At 63.4% G+C, this 19,928-nt stretch carries 19 protein-coding genes; 9 read left to right on the forward strand and 10 right to left on the reverse strand.

All coding sequences use genetic code 11. The features are described 5' to 3' along the window. Positions 1 to 8: 8 nt before the first annotated feature. The 6 genes from nusB to nrdR form a co-directional block, all read right to left on the reverse strand. Entirely contained in the window at positions 9 to 509 is a 501-nt protein-coding gene (gene nusB, locus BMZ46_RS26735; protein ID WP_024014489.1) for a transcription antitermination factor NusB, read from the reverse strand. Next, complete coding sequence (gene ribE / locus BMZ46_RS26740; RefSeq protein ID WP_003228649.1) at positions 506 to 982, reverse strand: 6,7-dimethyl-8-ribityllumazine synthase; 477 nt, start codon at positions 980 to 982, stop codon at positions 506 to 508. Before ribE ends, nusB begins: the two co-directional genes overlap by 4 nt. Before the next feature lie 91 nt (positions 983 to 1,073). Then, complete coding sequence (gene ribBA, locus BMZ46_RS26745; protein WP_039771922.1) at positions 1,074 to 2,165, reverse strand: bifunctional 3,4-dihydroxy-2-butanone-4-phosphate synthase/GTP cyclohydrolase II; 1,092 nt, start codon at positions 2,163 to 2,165, stop codon at positions 1,074 to 1,076. Between the two features lie 16 nt (positions 2,166 to 2,181). Further along, positions 2,182 to 2,844, reverse strand: coding sequence for a riboflavin synthase (locus BMZ46_RS26750; protein WP_039771924.1), 663 nt, complete (start codon positions 2,842 to 2,844; stop codon positions 2,182 to 2,184). 47 nt (positions 2,845 to 2,891) lie between these two features. Beyond that, positions 2,892 to 4,025 carry a bifunctional diaminohydroxyphosphoribosylaminopyrimidine deaminase/5-amino-6-(5-phosphoribosylamino)uracil reductase RibD gene (ribD, locus tag BMZ46_RS26755; RefSeq protein ID WP_074691632.1) on the reverse strand — a complete coding sequence of 378 codons (1,134 nt, stop codon included), beginning with the start codon at positions 4,023 to 4,025 and terminating at the stop codon, positions 2,892 to 2,894. Next, a complete protein-coding gene (gene nrdR / locus BMZ46_RS26760; protein ID WP_003228656.1) occupies positions 4,022 to 4,486 on the reverse strand; it encodes a transcriptional regulator NrdR in 465 nt (154 codons plus the stop codon). The genes ribD and nrdR overlap by 4 nt, the downstream gene beginning before the upstream one ends. Before the next feature lie 128 nt (positions 4,487 to 4,614). Between nrdR and BMZ46_RS26765 the strand changes: the two genes are divergently transcribed. Genes BMZ46_RS26765 through trxA form a run of 3 tightly spaced genes read left to right on the forward strand, consistent with a single transcriptional unit; the run spans position 4,615 to position 6,644 of the window. Then, a complete protein-coding gene (locus BMZ46_RS26765; protein WP_011336139.1) occupies positions 4,615 to 5,079 on the forward strand; it encodes a YbaY family lipoprotein in 465 nt (154 codons plus the stop codon). After that, positions 5,076 to 5,732, forward strand: a complete 657-nt coding sequence (locus BMZ46_RS26770) for a class I SAM-dependent methyltransferase (RefSeq protein WP_074691634.1) — start codon at positions 5,076 to 5,078, stop codon at positions 5,730 to 5,732. The genes BMZ46_RS26765 and BMZ46_RS26770 overlap by 4 nt, the downstream gene beginning before the upstream one ends. A gap of 39 nt (positions 5,733 to 5,771) precedes the next feature. Next, positions 5,772 to 6,644 carry a thioredoxin gene (trxA, locus tag BMZ46_RS26775; RefSeq protein ID WP_039771930.1) on the forward strand — a complete coding sequence of 291 codons (873 nt, stop codon included), beginning with the start codon at positions 5,772 to 5,774 and terminating at the stop codon, positions 6,642 to 6,644. 5 nt (positions 6,645 to 6,649) lie between these two features. Here the strand turns inward: trxA and BMZ46_RS26780 are convergent, their stop codons facing one another. Then, the gene (locus BMZ46_RS26780) at positions 6,650 to 7,009 is read right to left on the reverse strand and encodes a hypothetical protein (protein WP_074691635.1); all 360 of its coding nucleotides are present in this window, start codon (positions 7,007 to 7,009) and stop codon (positions 6,650 to 6,652) included. Positions 7,010 to 7,144: 135 nt separating this feature from the next. Between BMZ46_RS26780 and BMZ46_RS26785 the strand changes: the two genes are divergently transcribed. The 5 genes from BMZ46_RS26785 (at position 7,145) to BMZ46_RS26805 (ending at position 11,114) form a co-directional block, all read left to right on the forward strand. Next, on the forward strand, positions 7,145 to 7,738 hold the full coding sequence (locus BMZ46_RS26785; protein WP_064599741.1) for a DUF2796 domain-containing protein: 594 nt from the start codon (positions 7,145 to 7,147) through the stop codon (positions 7,736 to 7,738). A 14-nt stretch (positions 7,739 to 7,752) separates the two neighbouring features. After that, positions 7,753 to 8,463, forward strand: a complete 711-nt coding sequence (locus tag BMZ46_RS26790) for an ABC transporter ATP-binding protein (RefSeq protein ID WP_064599743.1) — start codon at positions 7,753 to 7,755, stop codon at positions 8,461 to 8,463. Between the two features lies 1 nt (position 8,464). Beyond that, complete coding sequence (locus BMZ46_RS26795) at positions 8,465 to 9,730, forward strand: ABC transporter permease (RefSeq protein ID WP_074691637.1); 1,266 nt, start codon at positions 8,465 to 8,467, stop codon at positions 9,728 to 9,730. Positions 9,731 to 9,741: 11 nt separating this feature from the next. Beyond that, positions 9,742 to 10,260, forward strand: coding sequence for a DUF3299 domain-containing protein (locus BMZ46_RS26800; protein ID WP_039772003.1), 519 nt, complete (start codon positions 9,742 to 9,744; stop codon positions 10,258 to 10,260). A 155-nt stretch (positions 10,261 to 10,415) separates the two neighbouring features. Beyond that, entirely contained in the window at positions 10,416 to 11,114 is a 699-nt protein-coding gene (locus BMZ46_RS26805) for an OmpW/AlkL family protein (protein WP_074691639.1), read from the forward strand. Between the two features lie 177 nt (positions 11,115 to 11,291). Here the strand turns inward: BMZ46_RS26805 and BMZ46_RS26810 are convergent, their stop codons facing one another. Beyond that, positions 11,292 to 12,221 carry an NAD-dependent epimerase/dehydratase family protein gene (locus BMZ46_RS26810; protein WP_074691642.1) on the reverse strand — a complete coding sequence of 310 codons (930 nt, stop codon included), beginning with the start codon at positions 12,219 to 12,221 and terminating at the stop codon, positions 11,292 to 11,294. Next, positions 12,214 to 13,098 carry a sugar nucleotide-binding protein gene (locus BMZ46_RS26815; protein ID WP_074691645.1) on the reverse strand — a complete coding sequence of 295 codons (885 nt, stop codon included), beginning with the start codon at positions 13,096 to 13,098 and terminating at the stop codon, positions 12,214 to 12,216. Before BMZ46_RS26815 ends, BMZ46_RS26810 begins: the two co-directional genes overlap by 8 nt. 178 nt (positions 13,099 to 13,276) lie before the next feature. On the opposite strand from BMZ46_RS26815, the gene BMZ46_RS26820 reads away from it, so the two are divergent. Further along, positions 13,277 to 17,572, forward strand: a complete 4,296-nt coding sequence (locus tag BMZ46_RS26820) for a DEAD/DEAH box helicase (RefSeq protein ID WP_074691648.1) — start codon at positions 13,277 to 13,279, stop codon at positions 17,570 to 17,572. On the opposite strand, the gene BMZ46_RS26825 is transcribed toward BMZ46_RS26820, so the two are convergent. Further along, positions 17,566 to 19,671, reverse strand: coding sequence for a mechanosensitive ion channel family protein (locus tag BMZ46_RS26825; RefSeq protein WP_074691651.1), 2,106 nt, complete (start codon positions 19,669 to 19,671; stop codon positions 17,566 to 17,568). The two genes, BMZ46_RS26820 and BMZ46_RS26825, sit on opposite strands and share 7 nt — an antisense overlap. Positions 19,672 to 19,928 lie beyond the last annotated feature (257 nt).

The raw sequence follows: 19,928 nt of genomic DNA on the forward strand, positions 1-19,928 counted from the left end.
AGCGCCGATCAGCGCTTGAACGCCTTCACTTCAGCTTCACGCAGGCGCGGAGCCAGCTTGTCGAGCACGCCGTTGACGAACTTGTGGCCGTCGGTCGAACCGAACACCTTGGCCAGCTCGATACCTTCGTTGATCACAACGCGGTACGGCACGTCGACGCGCTTGAGCAGTTCCCAGGTGGACAGGCGCAGAACCGCCAGTTCAACCGGGTCCAGCTCTTCGATCGCCAGGTCCAGGCAAGGCGTGAGCGCGGTGTCGATTTCAGTCTTGAACTGCGGAACCCCGTGGAGGATTTCGCGGAAGTAAGCCCCGTCGACATCGGTGAAATCGTTATCGACCCGGAACTGCGCTTCGATCTCGTTCAACGACTGCCGAGCCATGTGCCACTGATACAGGGCCTGGGTCGCGAGCTGACGGGCTTCGCGGCGCTTGGCGCTTTTCGATGGCTTGCCGGCATCCGCAGGTTTCGGATCGCGCGGGTTGAAACGATCGCTTTCGTCGCTAATCACTTGGCCTCCAACTGCGCCAGCAGGCTGACCATTTCCAGAGCGGACAGGGCAGCTTCAGCACCTTTGTTGCCGGCCTTGGTGCCGGAACGTTCGATGGCTTGCTCGATGGAATCAACGGTCAGGACGCCGAAAGCGACCGGTACGCCGAATTCCATGGACACCTGGGCCAGGCCCTTGGTGCACTCGCCCGCCACGTATTCGAAGTGCGGAGTACCGCCACGAATGACCGCGCCCAGGGCGATGATTGCTGCGAACTCGCCTTTCTGGGCGACTTTCTGCGCAACCAGCGGGATTTCGAAGGCGCCAGGTGCGCGGATGATGGTGATGTCGCTTTCGCTCACGCCGTGGCGAACCAGGGCATCAACTGCACCGCTGACCAGGCTTTCAACCACGAAGCTGTTGAAGCGGCCCACTACCAAAGCGTAGCGGCCTTTAGGGGCGATGAAGGTACCTTCGATGGTCTTCAGGGTCATTCGTCAGATCTCTTAAAGAGCCGGGACGCGTCTGTTTCGCGTCCCTCAGTGATTTATTTGCCGCGAATACAGGGCCGGAAACAACCGGTCATTATTCGGAGGGCACGTATTCTACAACTTCCAGATCGAAACCGGATATCGCATTGAACTTCATCGGTGCCGACATCAAGCGCATTTTGCGCACACCGAGGTCACGCAGGATCTGCGAACCGGCACCGACAATGCTGTAGGTGGTCGGTTTTTTCGGTGCGGCCTGATCGCCGGTTTCGCGGATGTGCGCCAGCAACACATCGCCATCCAGTGGGTGACCGAGCAACAGCACCACACCGCTGCCGGCCTCGGCAACCGCGGCCATGGCGGCGCGCAGGCTCCAGCGGCCCGGTTGCTTGACCATCAGCAGGTCGCGCAGCGGGTCCATGTTGTGCACGCGAACCAGGGTCGGTTCTTCGGCGCAAACGGTGCCCAGGGTGAGTGCCATGTGCACGTCGCCTTCCACGGAGTCACGATAGGTCACCAGGTTGAATTGGCCCAGTTCGCTGTCCAGCGGCTGCTCGGCAATCCGCTGAACGGTACGTTCGTGGATCATCCGGTAGTGAATCAGGTCGGCGATGGTACCGATCTTGATGTTGTGTTCAGCGGCGAAGGCTTCCAGCTCGGCGCGACGGGACATGGTGCCGTCATCGTTCATCACTTCGCAGATCACGCCGCTCGGCTCGAAACCGGCCATGCGCGCCAGGTCGCAGGCGGCTTCGGTGTGGCCAGCGCGCGCCAGGGTGCCACCGGCCTGGGCCATCAGCGGAAAAATGTGGCCCGGGCTGACGATGTCTTCGGCCTTGGCGTCTTTCGCGGCGGCCGCTTGCACGGTGCGCGCACGGTCAGCGGCGGAAATGCCGGTGGTCACGCCTTCGGCCGCTTCGATCGAGACGGTGAACTTGGTGCCGAAACCGGAACCGTTGCGCGGAGCCATCAGCGGCAGCTTCAGGGTTTCGCAGCGCTCGCGGCTCATCGGCATGCAGATCAGGCCACGGGCGTATTTGGCCATGAAGTTGATGTGCTCGGCCTTGCAGCATTCGGCGGCCATGATCAGGTCGCCTTCGTTCTCGCGGTCTTCGTCATCCATGAGAATGACCATCTTGCCTTGGCGGATGTCTTCAACCAGTTCTTCGATGCTATTGAGCGCCACAAGGCACCCCCTTCAGTCAGGATTTGAGGTAGCCGTTGGCGGCCAGAAAGCTTTCAGTGATGCCGCCGGACGTTGGCTCTGAAGCCTTGTCGCCCAACAGCAGACGCTCCAGATAACGCGCCAGCAGGTCGACTTCCAGGTTCACCCGGCGACCTGGCTTGTAGGACGCCATGATGGTTTCGCTCAGGGTGTGCGGAATGATCGTCAGCAGGAATTCGGCGCCATCGACCGCGTTCACGGTCAGGCTGGTGCCGTCGACGGTGATAGAGCCTTTATGGGCGATGTACTTGGCCAGCTCTTTCGGCGCGCGGATGCGAAATTCAACGGCGCGGGCATTGTCGCTGCGCGAAACCACTTCGCCGACACCGTCGACGTGACCGCTGACCAGATGACCGCCGAGACGGGTGGTCGGGGTCAGGGCTTTTTCCAGGTTGACCGGGCTGCCGCTTTTCAGGTCATTCATGGCGGTGCAGTCGAGGGTTTCGCGACTGACGTCGGCGGCGAAGCCGTTGCCCGGCAGTTCAACCGCGGTCAGGCACACGCCGTTGACCGCGATGCTGTCGCCGAGTTTGACGTCGCTCAGGTCGAGCTTGCCGGTTTCGACATGCACCCGCACATCACCGCCCTTTGGGGTCAGTGCGCGGATACTGCCGATGGATTCGATGATGCCGGTAAACATGGGGTTCTCCTTGAGAACGAAGCCAGCGCTAACGCGATGGCCGGGAATTATACGCTCGCCGATGGGACAGGGATGGCAGTGACTCGCCAGTCATCGCCAACCGCGCGAATTTCAGTGATTTTCAGCTCCGGCGCATCCTTCATACAGGCCAGCGGCCAGTCCAGAAGCGGACGCGCCGTGGAGCCGAGGAACTTGCCGGCAATGAAGATCACGAACTCGTCGACCAGACCAAGCTGGGCAAATGCGCCGGCCAGTCGCGGACCGGCCTCGACCAGCACTTCGTTGACGCCACGGTTGGCCAGTTCGATCAGCAGTTGATGCAGATCGACCTGACCGTCATCGCCCGGCACGATCAGGCATTCCGGACCGTGGGCGTACTGTTCTTCGATGGCCACGCAGGTGGCGACCAGCGCCGGGCCGGCCTTGAAGAACGGCGCATCCAGCGGCACCCGCAGACGACCATCGATCAACACCCGCAGCGGCGGACGGCTCAGGGCCAGCGCGGTTTGTTCGGCATCCAGCCCCAGCTCATCGCCGCGAACGGTCAGGCGTGCACCATCGGCCAGCACCGTGTCGGCGCCGGTCAGCACCACGCTGGCTTGGGCGCGCAGACGCTGCACCGCCGAACGCGCGGCAGGGCCGGTGATCCATTGGCTCTCACCGCTTTCCATCGCTGTACGGCCATCGAGGCTCATGGCCAACTTGACCCGCACGAACGGCAAGCCGTGTTCCATGCGCTTCAGAAAACCTTGATTGAGCTTGCGCGCCTCAGCTTCCAGCACACCGCTTTCGGTGGCGATGCCGGCATCGGTCAAGCGCTGCAGGCCGCGTCCGGCGACTTGAGGATTCGGATCACGCATCGCCGCAACCACCCGGCCAATACCGGCATTCACCAGCGCATCGGCGCACGGCGGCGTACGGCCGTGGTGGCTGCAAGGTTCGAGGGTGACGTAAGCCGTGGCGCCCCGGGCCAGTTCACCGGCGGCGCGCAGGGCGTGGACTTCGGCGTGGGATTCGCCGGCGCGCTCATGCCAGCCTTCGCCGACAATCTGCCCGTCGCGCACGATCACGCAGCCGACCCGTGGATTGGGGTGAGTCGTGTAATGCCCCTTGCGCGCCAGCTCCAGGGCCCGGGCCATGAAGTGAGCGTCGAGAATGGCCTGCTCGGCGGCGGTGGTCATTCTTTCACCGGCTCACGGGCGAGGCGGTCGATCTCTTCGCGGAACTCGTTGAGGTCCTGGAAGCGGCGGTACACGGAAGCGAAACGGATGTAGGCGACTTCATCGAGCTTTTGCAGCTCGGCCATCACCAGTTCGCCGACCACGAGGGATTTGACCTCGCGCTCGCCGGTGGCGCGCAGCTTGTGCTTGATATGGACCAGCGAGGATTCAAGGCGCTCGACGCTCACCGGACGTTTCTCCAGGGCGCGTTGCATGCCGGCGCGGAGTTTTTCTTCGTCGAACGGTTGGCGGCTGCCGTCGGTTTTGATCAGGCGCGGTAACACCAGTTCGGCCGTCTCGAACGTCGTGAAACGTTCGCCGCAGGCCAGGCATTCACGCCGGCGGCGCACCTGTTCGCCCTCGGCGACCAGACGCGAGTCGATGACCTTGGTGTCGTTGGCACCGCAGAAGGGACAGTGCATGGTGGCTGGCAACAAAAAAAGGGAGGGCCATGGTAGCGCATCCCGGTGGCAAGACAAGCCATAGGCTTTGCGGTATACAGACTGCCATGATCGATTGATCCATGGATTTCATTTTGCTGGAGCCACCAATGTCCCTACGACCGCTCGTTTTGCTCAGTGTTTTCAGCCTGCTGGTGGCCTGTGGCAGCGACGCGCCCAAGCCTCAGCCGCCTACGCCGGGCCCGGCGCCGCAACAGGCGCAGAAAAAAGCCCGGGAAGCCGCCGACCTCGGCCCGCTGCCGGCCTATCAGCGCGAACTGAGCGGCACCCTGCAAGGCGTGCCGGCCGGCGCCGAAGTCGAACTGGCGCTGCTGGTGATCGACGAAAAGGATCGCCCGCAACAATTGCTCGCCAGTTCCAGCCTGATCGGCAACAACCAGATTCTGCCGTTTCACTTGCGCTTCAACCCCGAATCCTTCCCGGTTGGCGCGCGGGTTGAATTGCGCGGCCGCGCCAGCCAGTCCGGCCAGTTGATCCTGCACCTGCCGTCGCAGACCATCACTCAGCCAACCACCCAGGCGTTGGGCCAGCTGCAATTTGTCAAAGCCCCATGAATGCCCCGTCAGACCTGCAACAGTCGCTGGGCGAGTTGCTCGGCGACGCTCGACTGAAAGCCTGTACGTTGCCGGACACCGATTTGCAGCTGTGGCTGATCGATGGCGACAACATGGCCCGCGAATTCAGCCAGGAAGAAACCCAACGCATCCTGCATGAACCGCCCTACTGGAGTTTCTGCTGGGCCAGCGGTCTGGCGGTGGCGCGCTATCTCGCGCAATTCCCCGAGTGGGTCCGGGGCAAACGGGTGCTGGATTTCGGCGCCGGTTCCGGAATCGCCGGCATCGCAGCGGTGAAAGCCGGGGCGCTGGAAGTGGTGGCCTGCGACCTCGACCCGCTGGCGATTGCCGCCTGTCGGGCGAATGCCGAACTCAATGATGTGCAGATGAGCTATTCCACGGATTTCTTCGCCGAGGCCGATCGCTACGATCTGATCCTGGTGGCCGACGTTCTCTACGACCGGGAAAACCTGCCGCTGCTCGACGCCTTCCTGAGCCGTGGCCGCGAAGCGCTGGTGGCGGATTCGCGGGTTCGGGATTTCCGTCATCCGTTGTACCGGCGCATCGAAATGCTGGAAGCCATGACCCTGCCGGATCTGGCCGAACCGGAAGAGTTTCGCCATGTCAGCCTCTACCACGCGGCCCGCGCCTGACCGTATAGTTGCCCCATTCACGCTTTTACGAGATACCCCATGAGTCAGCAAACGCCGTACATCTTCGACGCCACGACGGCCGACTTCGACCAGTCGGTGATCGAGGCTTCCTTTCAAAAACCGGTGCTGGTGGATTTCTGGGCCGAATGGTGCGCGCCGTGCAAGGCGCTGATGCCGATGCTGCAAGGGATCGCCGAGAGCTATCAGGGCGAGTTACTGCTGGCCAAAGTCAATTGCGATATCGAGCAGGACATCGTCGCCCGTTTCGGCATCCGCAGCCTGCCGACTGTGGTGCTGTTCAAGGACGGTCAACCGGTAGACGGCTTTGCCGGAGCGCAACCGGAATCCGCCGTGCGCGCCCTGCTCGAACCCCATGTGCAGATGCCGGCGCCGTCCGCCGCCGATCCGTTCGAACAGGCTCAGGCACTGTTTGACGAGGGCCGTTACGCCGACGCGGAAGCAAAGCTGGTCGTGCTGTTGGGCGAGGACAATACCAACGCCAAGGCGCTGATTCTTTACGCTCGTTGCCTGACCGAACGCGGTGAGCTGGGCGAAGCGCAAACCGTGCTCGACGCGGTCAAGAGCGACGAACACAAGGCTGCACTCGCCGGTGCCAAGGCGCAGATCAAGTTCCTCGGCCTGGCCCGTGACCTGCCGGACCCCGCCGACCTGAAGAGCCGTCTGGCGCAAAACCCGCAGGACGATGAAGCGGTGTATCAACTGGCGATCCAGCAACTGGCCCGCCAGCAATACGAAGCGGCGCTGGACGCACTGCTCAAGCTGTTCATCCGCAACCGCAGCTACGGCGAAGGTCTGCCGCACAAGACCTTGCTGCAAGTGTTCGAACTGCTGGGCAACGATCACCCGCTGGTGACCGCTTACCGGCGCAAGGTGTTTGCCGCGCTGTACTAACCCCCTTACTCGATCCAGCTGTAGAGCGGCGTATCCCCGCCGCTCGCCACTTTCACGTCGGATGAATGACGCAGGCGCACCAGCAAGCGCTTGCCCGCCGCTGCGCTGCCGGTCAGCCCTTCGAGCTGATCCAGCAGATCCGGGCCGCTGAGCTGCCCGGCCTTGCGCAAAAGATCCCTCGCGACCTGCCACAACGCATCGTCCTGACTCACCGGTTTCGCCATCGGCGCCGCCGCTGCTGCCTGCGGCTGGGCCGTCTGCACCTGCACGCCAAACTGCGCACCGAGCCGCGCCCAGTCGCTTTCATCCAGTTCCAGGGTCAAATCCACCGGCAACTCGCCGACGGTTCCGCGTATCCGCAACATAAGCTTCGCTCCCGCACATTTCTGACCTGCATGCTCCCATGGGACTTGTGTAACGCCAAGCGGGCGGGCAAACTCTGCGCACTTTCGTTATAAGATTACATAACAAACTCTTCACTTTACTTCCCGGAGACCATCATGCGTCGTCTGCTGCTCGCTTTGCCGTTTGCCCTGTTGCCGCTGGCCATCGCCCAGGCTGCCGATGAGCATGATCACGACCATGAGCACGGCAGCCTCGCTGCCCACGAACATGGCGTTGGACGCCTGAACGCCGCGCTCGACGGCCAGACCCTGGAGCTGGAGCTGGAAAGCCCGGCGATGAACCTTGTGGGTTTTGAACACGTCGCCACCAGCGATGCCGACAAGGCCAAGGTCGCCGCCGCCCGCGCGCAACTGGAAAAACCGCAGGCTCTGTTCAGTCTGCCGGCCGCCGCCGGTTGCAAAGTCACCAGCCAGGAGCTGGAAAGCCCGCTGTTCGGCGACAAGCCGGATGCCGACGACCACGACGAAGAGGAGGCCGGCAAGGACGGTCACGAGCATCATCACGACCACAGCGAAATCCACGCCCACTACCAGTTCAGCTGCGCGGCGCCGGGCGCGTTGAAAACCCTGGATCTGGCGAACCTGTTCACTACCTTCCCGGCCACCCAGAAAATTCAGGTACAACTGATCGGCCCGAGCGGCCAGCAAGGCACGGAAGTGACGGCCAAGGCCGCCGCCCTGAAGTTCTGACACGAAACGGCGCCATGACCCAAGCACTCATCGAACTGTCCGACCTGGGCTTCAACTGGCCCGGTCACCCGCCGCTGCTGGACATCCCGGCGTTTCGCCTGGAAGCCGGCGAAACCCTGTTCCTCAAGGGCCCCAGCGGCAGCGGCAAGACCACCCTGCTCGGACTGCTTGGCGGGGTGCAGAAACCCGGTCGCGGCAGCATTCGCCTGCTCGGCCAGGAACTGACCGAACTGGGTGCCGGCGCCCGGGATCGCTTTCGGGTCGACCACACCGGCTACATTTTCCAGCAGTTCAACCTGTTGCCCTTTCTCTCGGTGCGCGAGAACGTCGAGCTGCCGTGCCACTTTTCGAAGCTGCGGGCCGAGCGAGCGAAACAGCGTCACGGCAGCGTTGATCAGGCCGCCGCCACCCTGCTCGCCCACCTGGGTTTGAAGGACGAAAGCCTCCTGAGTCGCCGCGCCGATTCGCTGTCGATCGGTCAGCAGCAACGGGTCGCCGCTGCCCGCGCCTTGATCGGGCAACCGGAACTGGTGATCGCCGACGAACCGACCTCGGCACTGGATTACGACGCCCGGGAAAACTTCATTCGTCTGCTGTTCGCCGAATGCCGCGAAGCCGGGTCGAGCCTGTTGTTCGTCAGCCACGACCAGAGCCTCGCGCCCCTGTTCGACCGTCACCTGTCCCTGGCCGAACTCAATCGCGCCGCCACGTCTGCCGAGGTCTGAGATGTATCTGTTCCGTCTGGCCATGGCCAGCCTCGCCAACCGGCGTTTCACCGCCCTGCTCACTGCTTTCGCCATTGCCCTTTCTGTCTGCCTGCTGCTGGCAGTCGAGCGGGTGCGAACTGAAGCCAAAGCCAGTTTTGCCAGCACTATCAGCGGCACCGACCTGATCGTCGGCGCCCGCTCGGGCTCGGTGAACCTGTTGCTGTATTCGGTGTTCCGCATCGGCAACGCCACCAACAACATTCGCTGGGACAGCTTCGAACACTTCGCCAGCAACCCGAAGGTGAAGTGGGCGATTCCGATGTCCCTCGGTGACTCCCATCGCGGCTACCGGGTGATGGGCACCACCGAAGCCTATTTCGAGCATTACCAGTACGGTCGCCAGCAGCATCTGGAACTGGCCGACGGCCGCGCCTTCGCCACCGATCCGTTCGAAGTGGTGCTCGGTGCCGAAGTGGCCGAGGCGCTGCATTACAAGCTCGGCGACAAACTGGTGCTGGCCCACGGCGTGGCGGCGATCAGTCTGGTCAAGCACGACGACAAACCGTTCACCGTGGTCGGGATTCTCAAGCGCACCGGCACCCCGGTGGACCGCACGCTGCACATCAGCCTCGGCGGCATGGAGGCGATCCACATCGACTGGCACAACGGCGTGCCGGCCCGTGGCAACGGACGGATCAGCGCCGATCAGGCGCGCAACATGGACCTGACGCCGCAAGCGATCACCGCGTTCATGCTCGGCCTCAACAGCAAGATTTCGACCTTCGCCCTGCAACGGGAAATCAACGAATTCCGTGGCGAGCCGATGCTGGCGATCCTGCCGGGCGTGGCCTTGCAGGAGTTGTGGAGCCTGATGAGCACCGCTGAAAAAGCGCTGTTCGTGGTCTCGCTGTTTGTGGTGCTGACCGGGTTGATCGGCATGCTCACGGCAATTCTCACCAGCCTCAACGAGCGTCGCCGCGAAATGGCGATCCTGCGTTCGGTGGGCGCGCGACCGTGGCACATCGCAAGCCTGCTGGTGCTGGAAGCGTTCGCTCTGGCGCTGACCGGGGTGATCGCCGGGCTGGCATTGCTGTACCTCGGCATCGCCGCTGCTCAGGGTTATGTGCAGGCCAATTACGGGCTGTATCTGCCGCTGGCCTGGCCAAGCGAGTATGAATGGACGCTGCTCGGTGGCATTCTGGCGGCCGCGCTGCTGATGGGCAGCGTGCCGGCCTGGCGCGCGTATCGCCAATCTCTGGCCGACGGCCTGTCGATACGTTTATGAGGATGTTCACCATGCCCCGCGCCGTGCTTGCGCTGTTGTTGCTGGTCGCCCTGCCCGTGTGGGCGGCGGCGCCGAAAGACCTGACCTGGTCGGAAATGATCCCGCCGGACGCCGCGCCCGAAGTGCCGAACATGACGCCGCTGCATGACCTGTCGAAGATGGGCGATGCGCTTTCCGCCGAGTCCGCGCCGGCCGCCAAACAGGACATGCCCAACGCCCCCGTGGTGCAAAGCCTCGACGGCCAGAACATCCGCCTGCCGGGCTACATCGTGCCGCTGGAAGTGAGCGAAGAGGGCCGCACCACGGACTTCCTGCTGGTGCCGTATTTCGGCGCCTGCATCCACGTGCCGCCACCGCCATCGAACCAGATCGTGCACGTGAAAAGCGAACTCGGCGTGAAGCTCGACGAACTGTATCAGCCGTACTGGGTGGAAGGGCCGTTGCAGGTCAAGCAGTCCACCAGCGAACTGGCCGATGCCGGGTATCAGATGGAAGCTGACAAGATTTATGTGTACGAACTGCCGGAGTAAATCTGCTGGTTCTTTATTGCTTGTCAGCGATGAGGCCATGAAAGTTCCACAAAAATCCGGGGCATCACTGTTTCATTGAGCTGAGTCAAAAGACCGTATCAGACGGATTCGTACCATAGGACATCAAACATTTTTAACGTCCTTTGGGAGCTTCCATGAACAAGTCCTTGCTCAGCGCCTCGCTGTTTGCCCTCGCGCTCGCAGCCCCGCTCGCCCACGCCCACGAAGCCGGCGACATCATCGTTCGTGCCGGTGCGATCACCGTCAACCCGAAGGCCGACAGCTCCAGCGTCAAGGTCGATCAGGGTCCGCTGAGCGGCACCAACCTGGGCGGCAAGGCGACCATGAGCAGCGACACCCAACTGGGCCTGAACTTCGCCTACATGCTGACCAACAACATCGGTATCGAGCTGTTGGCCGCCTCGCCCTTCGAACATGACGTGAAGCTCAAGGGCACTGCCCTGCCAGCCGCCAACGGCAAGCTCGGCACCCTCAAACACCTGCCGCCGACCCTGAGCGTCGTCTACTACCCCCTGGACGCGAAGTCGCCGTTCCAGCCGTACATCGGCGGCGGCATCAACTACACCTGGATCTACGACGAGCACGTCGGCAGCGAAGCCCAGTCCAACGGTTTCAGCAACTTCAAGGCGAAAAACTCCTGGGGCCTGGCCTGGCAGGTCGGCGCCGACTACATGCTGACCGACAACATCATGCTCAACGCCCAGGTGCGCTACATCGACATCGATACCCGCGCCACCGTCGAGAACAACGCCGTGGCCCCGGGCACCCGTGCACGGGTGAATGTGGACGTTGATCCCTTCATCTACATGGTTGGTCTAGGCTACAAGTTCTAAAGAACGTTCACGTGGTGGTGAATGAGGCTTGGTGGCGGGCAGCTCAGAACTGACGGCGATGTTACGCCATCGACCGGGGAGCAAGCTCCCTCGCTACAGGAAACCGGTTTGAAAGCCGAATTCCGGCCGTGAAAAAGGCGCCTGTCAAAAGGCGCCTTTTTCATGTCTGCAAGAAGCTCAGCGGCCGAGCAGACGGGCCAGGCCGACGCTCATCGGCGTTGGCGTCGGGCACTTGAATCGCTCCAGCAACCGGCTGTTGTTCGCCCGCGAGTGGCGGATGTCACCGGAGCGCGCCGGGCCATAGCTGACGGGCGGCAACTCGCCGACCACCGCTTCGAGCGCGGCCAGCATCTGCTTGAGGTTGGTCGCCTGATTCCAGCCGACGTTCACCGCACCGACGTCCACTTGCGGCGTCTCGATCGCCTGCACCAGCACATCGACCAGGTCTTCGACGTACATGAAATCCCGGGTCTGCTCGCCATCGCCGAACACGGTGATCGGCAGGCCTTTCTGCGCGCGTTCGCTGAAGATGCTGATCACCCCGGAGTACGGCGAGGACGGATCCTGGCGCGGGCCGAAGATGTTGAAGAAACGGAAGATCGCCGGTTCCAGACCGTGCTGGCGGCGGTAGAAATCGAAGTACTGCTCGCCGGCCAGTTTGTCCGACGCGTAAGGCGTCAACGGTGCCTTGGGCGTGTCTTCGTCAATCGACTCGCCTTCGCCATTGTTGCCGTAGACGGCCGCGCTGGAAGCATACAGCACGCGTTTGACGCCGGCCTCGCGCATGGCTTCGCAGACGTTCAGCGTGCCGATGAAATTGCTCTGGTGGGTTTTCACCGGATCGTCCACCGATGCCTGCACCGAAGCGACGGCGGCGAGGTGTGCGACCGCGCTGCAACCCTGCATTGCCTGTGCGACCAATGCGGCATCGGCCACATCGCCGACGATCAGTTCGACCCTGGGATTATCCAGCGGCAGATTGCTGCGCTTGCCGGTCGACAGGTCATCGAGGATCCGCACCGAATGGCCCTTGGCAAGCAGCGCGTCAGTCAGGTGCGAGCCGATGAAACCGGCACCGCCGGTGATGAGAACAGGGCCTTCAGCCATGACGATAAAACCTATCCAGTAAGCCCGGGAGTGCGGCACGCCAGGCGCGCGGCTTGATCCCGAAAGTGTGCAGAATTTTCTTGCAGGCGAGTACCGCGTGTTGCGGTTCTTCAGCCGCATCCGGCCGCGCGGCGTGGGCCTGGGCGGTCGGCGCTTCGATGGCCAGCGGGTGCAGGCTGCGCGCTTCGGAGAGAATCGCCTGGCCCAGCGCCAGCGGCGTGGTCGCCTCGTGGCCGGCGTAGTGGTACGTGCCCCACAGCGGCGCGGCGCAATCGAGTTGTTTGAGCACCGAAATGATCACCCGTGCCGCATCGTCGACCGGCGTCGGATTGCCACGCCGGTCATCGGCCAGCAGCAGTTCTTCCGGCTGTTCGGCACGGGCCAGGAAGCGCCCGAGGATCCCCTCCGGGCTGTCGTCGAGCAACCAGCCAAAGCGCAGCAGCACATGTTGCGGGCAAGTGGCGCGAACGCTCTGTTCGATCCGCCACAACGCCTGACCGCGCAGGCCCAATGGCACCGGTTCGTCCTTTTCGCTGTAGGCAGTGGCGCGGGAACCGTCGAACACCCGATAACTGGACGGCTGCACCAGCACGATGTTGTGGTGCTGGCACAGTTCGGCCAGGCGTTCGATGGCGCGTTCCTGCCCGGCCAGACGGCTTTCACTGACGACCTCGGCCTGGAACCAGTCGAAATAGTAGGCAAGGTTGATCAATGCATCGGGACGGGTGTCGTCGAGCAATTGGGTCAGGCTCGCGGCATCCCAGCCGTCTTCGGGCGGGCGGGGGGCGAGGAAACCGATGTCTTCCTCCGCACCGAGGCGAATCAGCGCCTGCCCAAGGGCATTTCCGCCGCCCAGTAACATAAGGCGCATTCGCATAGAGTCAGCAGGCCCAGTCTGATTGGAACGATGGCTTTGGCGACGATGCTTGTGACACCGTCGTCGATAATTGCCGGAATCGTTGCATTTTGCGGGTTTAGTGCGCAACCGTCACCCGTAAAGTGTAGATCCCGAGCGGTACTTGCAACTTCGCCCACCCACCCGCATAACTGGAGCCATGAATCTGCCCCTTCCCACGGACGCGGCGCTGGCAGGCTTTCACCCCGCCGTCAGCGCCTGGTTCAGCAGCACCTTCCCGACGGTAACCGCCGCCCAGGCCCGCGCATGGCCGTTGATCCGCCAGCGCCGTTCGACGCTGATCGCCGCGCCCACCGGTTCCGGCAAGACCCTCACCGCGTTCCTTGCCGTGCTCGACGAACTGGTCCACCGCGGCCTGGAAACGCCTGACGGCCTGCCGGACGAAACCCTGGTGGTCTACGTTTCGCCGCTCAAGGCACTGTCCAACGACATCCGCATCAATCTGCAGAACCCGCTGGCCGGGATTACCGAGCAGTTACGCCAGATGGACCTGCCGGCGCTGGAAATCACCACCGCCGTGCGCACCGGCGACACCCCGCAGAAAGACCGCGCCGCCATGCGCAAGAGCGCGCCGCACATTCTGGTGACCACCCCGGAATCGCTCTACGTGCTGCTCGGCTCCGAGTCCGGGCGCAAAATGCTCGGCACCACGCGCACGGTGATCGTCGATGAAATCCACGCCATCGCCGCCGGCAAACGCGGCAGTCACCTGGCCTTGAGTCTCGAACGCTTGCAGGCGCTGTGCGCCGAACCACTGACCCGCATCGGTCTGTCGGCCACGCAAAAACCGATCGATGCCGTCGCGCGGTTTCTGGTCGGCCATGGGCGCCCGTGCGAAATCATCGACATCGGCCACGCGCGCCCACGGGATCTGGGCATTGAAGTACCGCCGGTGCCGTTGTCGGCGGTGATGGCCAATGACGTCTGGGAACTGGTCTACGACCGCCTCGCGGCACTGGCCCGTGAACACCGCACCACGCTGATTTTCGTCAACACCCGACGTCTGGCCGAGCGCCTGAGTCGACACCTCAGCGAACGCCTCGGAAAAGACGCCGTGGCCGCGCACCACGGCAGTCTGGCCAAGGAGTTTCGCCTCGACGCCGAACAACGGCTCAAGCGTGGCGAGCTGCAAGTGCTGATCGCCACCGCCTCGCTGGAGCTGGGCATCGATATCGGCGAAGTCGACCTCGTCTGTCAGATCGCTTCACCGCGCTCGATTGCCGGTTTTCTGCAAAGAGTCGGCCGCTCCGGGCACCAGGTCGGCGGCACGCCCAAGGGCCGCCTGTTCGCCACCACCCGCGACGATTTGATCGAGTGCGCCGCCCTGCTCGACTGCGTGCGCCGGGGCGAACTCGATACGCTGCACATCCCCAAGGCGCCGCTGGATGTGCTGGCGCAGCAGATCATCGCCGAGGTCAGTTGCCAGGAATGGGCCGAAGACGATTTGCTCGCGCTGTTCCGCCGGGCCGAGCCCTACGCCCGCCTCGACGAAAAACATTATCAGGCGCTGCTGGGCATGCTCGCCGAAGGCTACAACGGCCGTCAGGGCATCCGCAGCGCCTACCTGCACCGCGACGCCGTGAGCCGAACCCTGCGCGGACGACGCGGCGCACGGCTGACCGCAGTCACCAGCGGCGGCACCATCCCCGACAATGCCGACTACAGCGTCTTGCTCGAACCCCAAGGGCTGAACATCGGCAGCGTCAACGAAGACTTCGCCGTGGAAAGCATTGCCGGCGACGTGTTCCAGCTCGGCAACGCCTCTTATCGGATCCTGCGGGTGGACTCCGGCAAGGTGCGGGTCGAAGACGCCCAGGGCCTGCCGCCGACCATTCCGTTCTGGCTCGGTGAGGCGCCGGGACGCAGCGATGAACTGTCGGCGGCCGTGGCGCGCCTGCACGCGCAACTCGATCAACTGTTCAGCGCCAGCCCCGGCAACCTGCAACCGGCGCTCGATTGGCTGACCGACACCCTCGGCCTGAACCTGGCCAGCGCCGAACAACTGGTGGATTACCTGGCCCGCGCCCGCCTCGCCCTCGGCGCCTTGCCGTCGCGCGACACGCTGCTGATGGAGCGGTTTTTCGACGAGTCCGGCGGCACCCAGCTGATCATTCACTCGCCGTTCGGCAGTCGTATCAACCGCGCCTGGGGCCTGGCCCTGCGCAAGCGTTTCTGCCGCACCTTCAACTTCGAATTGCAGGCCGCCGCCAGCGAAGACGCGATCGTGCTGTCGCTGTCCACCAGCCACAGTTTCGAACTCGATGAAGTCTGGCGTTACCTGAACAGCAACAGCGCCGAGCACATCCTGATTCAAGCGGTGCTGGATGCGCCTCTGTTCGGTGTGCGCTGGCGCTGGAATGCCGGCGTGGCGCTGGCCTTGCCGCGCTACACCGGCGGGCGCAAGGTCGCGCCGCAATTGCAGCGGATGAAAAGCGAAGACCTGATCGCCAGCGTGTTTCCCGATCAGATCGCCTGCCTGGAAAACCTCGCCGGTGAACGGGAAATTCCCCAGCATCCGCTGGTGGAACAGACCCTCGACGACTGCCTGCACGAGGCGATGGACAGCGAAGGCTGGCTCGAACTCCTGCGGCGCATGGAGCGCGGCGAAGTGCGGCTGATCGCCCGCGACCTGCCGGCGCCCTCGCCGCTGGCGGCGGAAATCCTCAGCGCCCGGCCCTACACCTTTCTCGACGATGCGCCGTTGGAGGAACGTCGCACCCAGGCCGTGCTCAACCGCCGCTGGAGCGATCCCCAATCCACCGATGACCTCGGCGCGCTGGACGCCGACGCGATCAACGCCGTGCGCGAAGAGGCCTGGCCGACGCCGAACAGCGCCGATGAAATGCACGAAGCATTGATGAGCCTGGCCTGCATCAGCGACCGCGAAGTCGAGGCAAATCCGCAGTGGCGCGATTGGCTGAATACCCTGGCAGAAACCGGACGAGCCTGCCGATTGCAGATCGATCCCGAGCACTCACTGTGGCTGGCGAGAGAACGCCTGACCTGTCTGCAAGCGCTTTATCCAAAGGCGCATTCTGAACTGGCCGCGTTGCCCGGTTTCGACGAAGCATGGACCGCCGATGAGGCACTGATCGAAGTGATCCGCGCGCGGCTCGGCGCATTCGGCCCGCTACCGCTGGTGGCGATTGCCGAGCCGCTGGCCCTGATGCCGGCCGCTGTTCATCAAGCCCTCGCTCATCTGGAGCGTGAAGGTTATTTACTGCGCGGCCGCTTCACGCCGGGATCGACCGTTGAAGAATGGTGCGAACGGCATCTGCTGGCGCGAATTCACCGCTACACCGTCAAGCGTCTGCGCCGGGAAATCGAGCCGGTGGCGTTGCAGGATTTCATGCGGTTTCTGTTCGACTGGCAGCATGTGTCCCCGTCCACCCGTGGTCAGGGCAACGCCGTATTGCCGGTGATTGTCGGCCAGTTCGAAGGCTACCCGGCCGCCGCTTCGGCCTGGGACAGCGACATTCTTCCGGCGCGGCTCAAGGATTATTCACCGAGCTGGCTGGATGATCTGTGCCGCAGCGGCAAGGTGGTATGGACGCGCCTCAGCGCCCGGCAAAACAGCAGTGGCACGGCATTGCGCAGCACCCCCATCGTGTTGCTGCCGCGCAGTCAGGTCGGCTTGTGGAGTGCGCTGGCCGAGCAGACGCTAATCAGTGAACTGTCGCCCAAAACCCGCAAGGTGTTCGACGCACTGAGCCAGCACGGCGCGTTGTTTTTCGATGAGCTGATTCATGAAGCACACCTGCTGCGCACCGAGCTGGAAATCGCCTTGCAGGAACTAGTCGGCGCCGGGCTGGTGAATGCCGACAGCTTTGCCGGATTGCGGGCGCTGATCACCCCGGCGAGCAAGCGCCAGCAGCGCAGCAGTCGACGCGGGCGCGGGGCGTTTGTCGGTGGCATGGACGATGCCGGGCGCTGGGCGCTTTTGCGTCGCGGGCCGGTGGTGGAAAACCGTCAAACGGCGTCGCCCGAAACCCTCGAACACATCGCCATGACCCTGTTACGCCGCTATGGCGTGGTGTTCTGGCGCCTGCTGGAACGCGAGGCCGATTGGCTGCCGAGCTGGCGCGAACTCCTGCGCACGTTCCATCGACTGGAAGCGCGGGGCGAGATTCGTGGCGGGCGCTTTGTCAGCGGTCTGGCCGGCGAGCAATTCGCCCTGCCCGAGGCGATTCCGTTGCTGCGCGAAGTCCGCCGTCGCCCCCATGACGGCAGCCTGATCGCGGTGTGCGGCGTCGATCCGCTGAACCTCGCCGGCACCTTGTTGCCGGGGGCGAAAGTGCCGGCACTGGCGAGCAATCGGTTGGTGTATCGCGACGGATTGCCGGTCGCTGCCGAGGTCGCGGGCAAGCCGCAATTCTGGGTGGAACTGGACTCCGCCGCCATGAGCGAAATCCGCAACAGGCTCACCCGTCACTGAGTGCGCGCCTGCTCCGGCAACACCACCGACGAATGCGCCGGCGCCACCTCTTCTTCCTGGCGCTTGGGCAGCAAAACCTGCTGTGGATAAGTCTGGGCGAAATGCACCCACGGGCTGTTATCCACAAGCTTTTTCAGACGCTGATTGAACGCGCGGCTCACCGCATACTGCCCGCCCGACACCGTGCGGAATTGCGCGGTCAGCACCACGCCGTTCAGGTCCATCCTGTCCACCCCGAACACATCCAGCGGCCCTTGCAGGTTGTACTTGAGGAACGGGTCTTCGCGAATCGAATCCCCCGCCTCGCGGATCAGCTCAATGGCCTTGTCGACATCAGTGTCATAGGTGAACTGCACCGAGAAAAAGGCGAACGCAAACTGCCGCGATTGGTTGGTCACGGCCTTGATCTGGCCAAACGGCACCGAATGCACGAAGCCCTTGCCATCGCGCAGGCGCAGGGTGCGAATGGTCAGGCCTTCGACCGTGCCGGCATGCCCGGAATCGAGCACCACCCAGTCGCCGATCGACAGGGTGTCTTCGATGATGATGAACAGCCCGGTGATCACGTCCTGCACCAGTTGCTGCGAGCCGAAACCGATGGCCAGGCCGACTACCCCGGCACCGGCCAGCAGCGGCGCGACGTTGATCCCGAGATTGGCCATGGTGGTGATCGCGCAGATCACCACCAGGATGATTTTGATCGCATTGCGCAGCAGCGGCAGGATGGTTTTCACCCGGGTGCTGGGCTGACGCGCCGAGCGTTTGCTGACCGGTGGCTTCAACGCTTCCTGAATCGCCGTGTCGAGCACCACCCACAACAGCCACGTCACGAGGAAGATCAGACCGATGCTGCTCAGGGCATTGCTGATCGCCCGACCGACCGTGCTGCTTTGCGCAAAATCGAGCAGCGACACACCCCAGATCCGCCCGAGAATATCGATGAACACAATCGCAATGACGATCCGCAGCAAGGCGTGCAACAGGCTGAGAAAGCGTTCCTTGTAGGCACTGCTGCGCTGGATCGCCTCGGCCCTGCGCGACTTGAACAGGTGTTGCAGCACTGTGCTGAGAAACACCGTACCGATCAACAGCACCGTGGTGAACAACGCGCAGCGCAGGGCCTTTTGATTGTCCTCGCCAATGCCGATCAGATTGACCGCCGAGACCAGCACCATCAGCACGATCGGCCAGTACCAGAGCCCGGAAAAAATCCTCAGGGACTCCTGCAGCGACGGTTGCTTCAGGCGCTGGGCCAGCGGGCGATTGCGGATCAGGTGCGCCACCGGCCGACGCAGGCGAATCACCAGCAGACCGAAGATGATCGACGCCAGCAGACCGGTGAACACCGCGATGCTGCTGGTGATGTTGCCGCCCAGTTGCCGGGCGATCTGCGGGCTGGTCAGGGCGTCACTCAACGCGGCGAGAAAGCCGATCAGGAACAGCGGTTTCGGGCAGTAGTCGCGGATGATCTGCACGGCGCGGCGCTTGTGGCCGACATTGAACATCACCACCACGCACAACAGCATCGACGTGGAAAATATCCCGCTGCTGGTGGCGTAGGCAAAACACAGCGCCAGCGCTCGCCCCACCGAGGCCGACAGAAAATGGCTGACGTACAGGGTCAGCGGCAGGCAGATCAGCGCGGGCAGCGTGTAGGGCAACAGGTAACCGAGCAAATCCTGGCTGCGCTGGCGAGTGCGCAGCCAGCGCCCTTCCCGCAGTCGCTTGCCCAGCACACTGCCGAGTACCGTCAACACGGCAAACGTGCCCAGCCACACGCCGGACAGCATCATGAAATCCCCCGCCACGCTCCAGCCCGAGCGGTTCGAAGGTTGATTGACCAGCCTGTCGACTTCATCCGCCGCCCGATCGGCGCGCAGGCGCCAGGCGTCGACCAGATGTTCGTTGAGGTCGAGCTTGTCCTGCACGTCGTCGATGCTGGAACTGATGGCGCCGAGCAGTCCGCCCTGCACGATGGGCTCCGGTTTGGCCGGCTCTTCACTGGCCGCCGCAACGCCCGGCAGGCTGGCGGCTTGCACTGCATGGCCGCCGAACAACAGCAATGCCCCCAATAGAATCGCGATCCTGAACCTGGTCAAAACGCAGAGCTCCCTTGGTTGAACCTGTAAGGAACTGATCGGTTTTGGCCCGGCAAGTTCGGTTTTTGCGGTTGATCGTTCCCAAGCTCCACTCCCCTCGTTGATCGTTCCCACGCTCCGCGTGGGAATGCAGCCAGAGACGCTCCGCGTCTCGAAGAGCGGACGCAGAGCGTCCACGGAGGCATTCCCACGCAGAGCGTGGGAACGATCACCTTGCGATCACCTTAGGGGCTGATATTTGCGTCGCACGCAAATAT

Source organism: Pseudomonas sp. NFIX49 (genome assembly GCF_900115915.1).
Lineage (GTDB): Bacteria > Pseudomonadota > Gammaproteobacteria > Pseudomonadales > Pseudomonadaceae > Aquipseudomonas > Aquipseudomonas pharyngis.

Excerpts from the sequence above, each read along its gene's own strand:
- BMZ46_RS26770 (WP_074691634.1), top strand. The coding sequence starts at position 5,076 with ATGAATGCCCCGTCAGACCTGCAACAGTCGCTGGGCGAGTTGCTCGGC.
- BMZ46_RS26785 (WP_064599741.1), top strand. The coding sequence starts at position 7,145 with ATGCGTCGTCTGCTGCTCGCTTTGCCGTTTGCCCTGTTGCCGCTGGCC.
- nrdR (WP_003228656.1), bottom strand. The coding sequence starts at position 4,486 with ATGCACTGTCCCTTCTGCGGTGCCAACGACACCAAGGTCATCGACTCG.
- BMZ46_RS26780 (WP_074691635.1), bottom strand. The coding sequence starts at position 7,009 with ATGTTGCGGATACGCGGAACCGTCGGCGAGTTGCCGGTGGATTTGACC.
- BMZ46_RS26750 (WP_039771924.1), bottom strand. The coding sequence starts at position 2,844 with ATGTTTACCGGCATCATCGAATCCATCGGCAGTATCCGCGCACTGACC.
- BMZ46_RS26790 (WP_064599743.1), top strand. The coding sequence starts at position 7,753 with ATGACCCAAGCACTCATCGAACTGTCCGACCTGGGCTTCAACTGGCCC.
- BMZ46_RS26795 (WP_074691637.1), top strand. The coding sequence starts at position 8,465 with ATGTATCTGTTCCGTCTGGCCATGGCCAGCCTCGCCAACCGGCGTTTC.
- BMZ46_RS26765 (WP_011336139.1), top strand. The coding sequence starts at position 4,615 with ATGTCCCTACGACCGCTCGTTTTGCTCAGTGTTTTCAGCCTGCTGGTG.
- BMZ46_RS26810 (WP_074691642.1), bottom strand. The coding sequence starts at position 12,221 with ATGGCTGAAGGCCCTGTTCTCATCACCGGCGGTGCCGGTTTCATCGGC.
- trxA (WP_039771930.1), top strand. The coding sequence starts at position 5,772 with ATGAGTCAGCAAACGCCGTACATCTTCGACGCCACGACGGCCGACTTC.
- ribD (WP_074691632.1), bottom strand. The coding sequence starts at position 4,025 with ATGACCACCGCCGCCGAGCAGGCCATTCTCGACGCTCACTTCATGGCC.
- BMZ46_RS26815 (WP_074691645.1), bottom strand. The coding sequence starts at position 13,098 with ATGCGAATGCGCCTTATGTTACTGGGCGGCGGAAATGCCCTTGGGCAG.
- BMZ46_RS26800 (WP_039772003.1), top strand. The coding sequence starts at position 9,742 with ATGCCCCGCGCCGTGCTTGCGCTGTTGTTGCTGGTCGCCCTGCCCGTG.
- ribE (WP_003228649.1), bottom strand. The coding sequence starts at position 982 with ATGACCCTGAAGACCATCGAAGGTACCTTCATCGCCCCTAAAGGCCGC.
- BMZ46_RS26820 (WP_074691648.1), top strand. The coding sequence starts at position 13,277 with ATGAATCTGCCCCTTCCCACGGACGCGGCGCTGGCAGGCTTTCACCCC.
- BMZ46_RS26805 (WP_074691639.1), top strand. The coding sequence starts at position 10,416 with ATGAACAAGTCCTTGCTCAGCGCCTCGCTGTTTGCCCTCGCGCTCGCA.